Raw genomic sequence first — 327 nt, forward strand, 5'->3', positions numbered from 1 at the left:
CTGCACAACTGGGCTATCAACTACCGGCCGATTGCACGGACCCAGACCTGATCCAGCGCGACATCGCCGCCAACATGCGCCGCAGCGTAGAGGCGTGCCTTGAAGTGGGGCGTGGCCTGCAGGTGTTGAAAAAGGCATGCGGACACGGTGAGTTCGCTGATCGCCTGGAGGTATTGGGAATTGACCGTCACGTTGCTGCCCGCTTCATGCAGTCGGCCGCCAAGTTCGCCAGCCTGGGCAACAACTCGACGTTGACCAAAGCTATTGGCAATCAGACCAAGCTCTTCGAAATGCTCGTCCTGGATGATGAAGAGATCCAGGAGCTGG

General features: G+C 58.7%; 1 pseudogene. It reads left to right on the top strand.

Going from position 1 to position 327, the window contains the following annotated elements:
• Positions 1-327 (top strand): annotated as a pseudogene (locus tag JHD77_RS31765) (hypothetical protein); the annotation flags it as partial.

This window comes from Pseudomonas sp. P20 (assembly GCF_016463925.1).
Lineage (GTDB): Bacteria > Pseudomonadota > Gammaproteobacteria > Pseudomonadales > Pseudomonadaceae > Pseudomonas > Pseudomonas aeruginosa.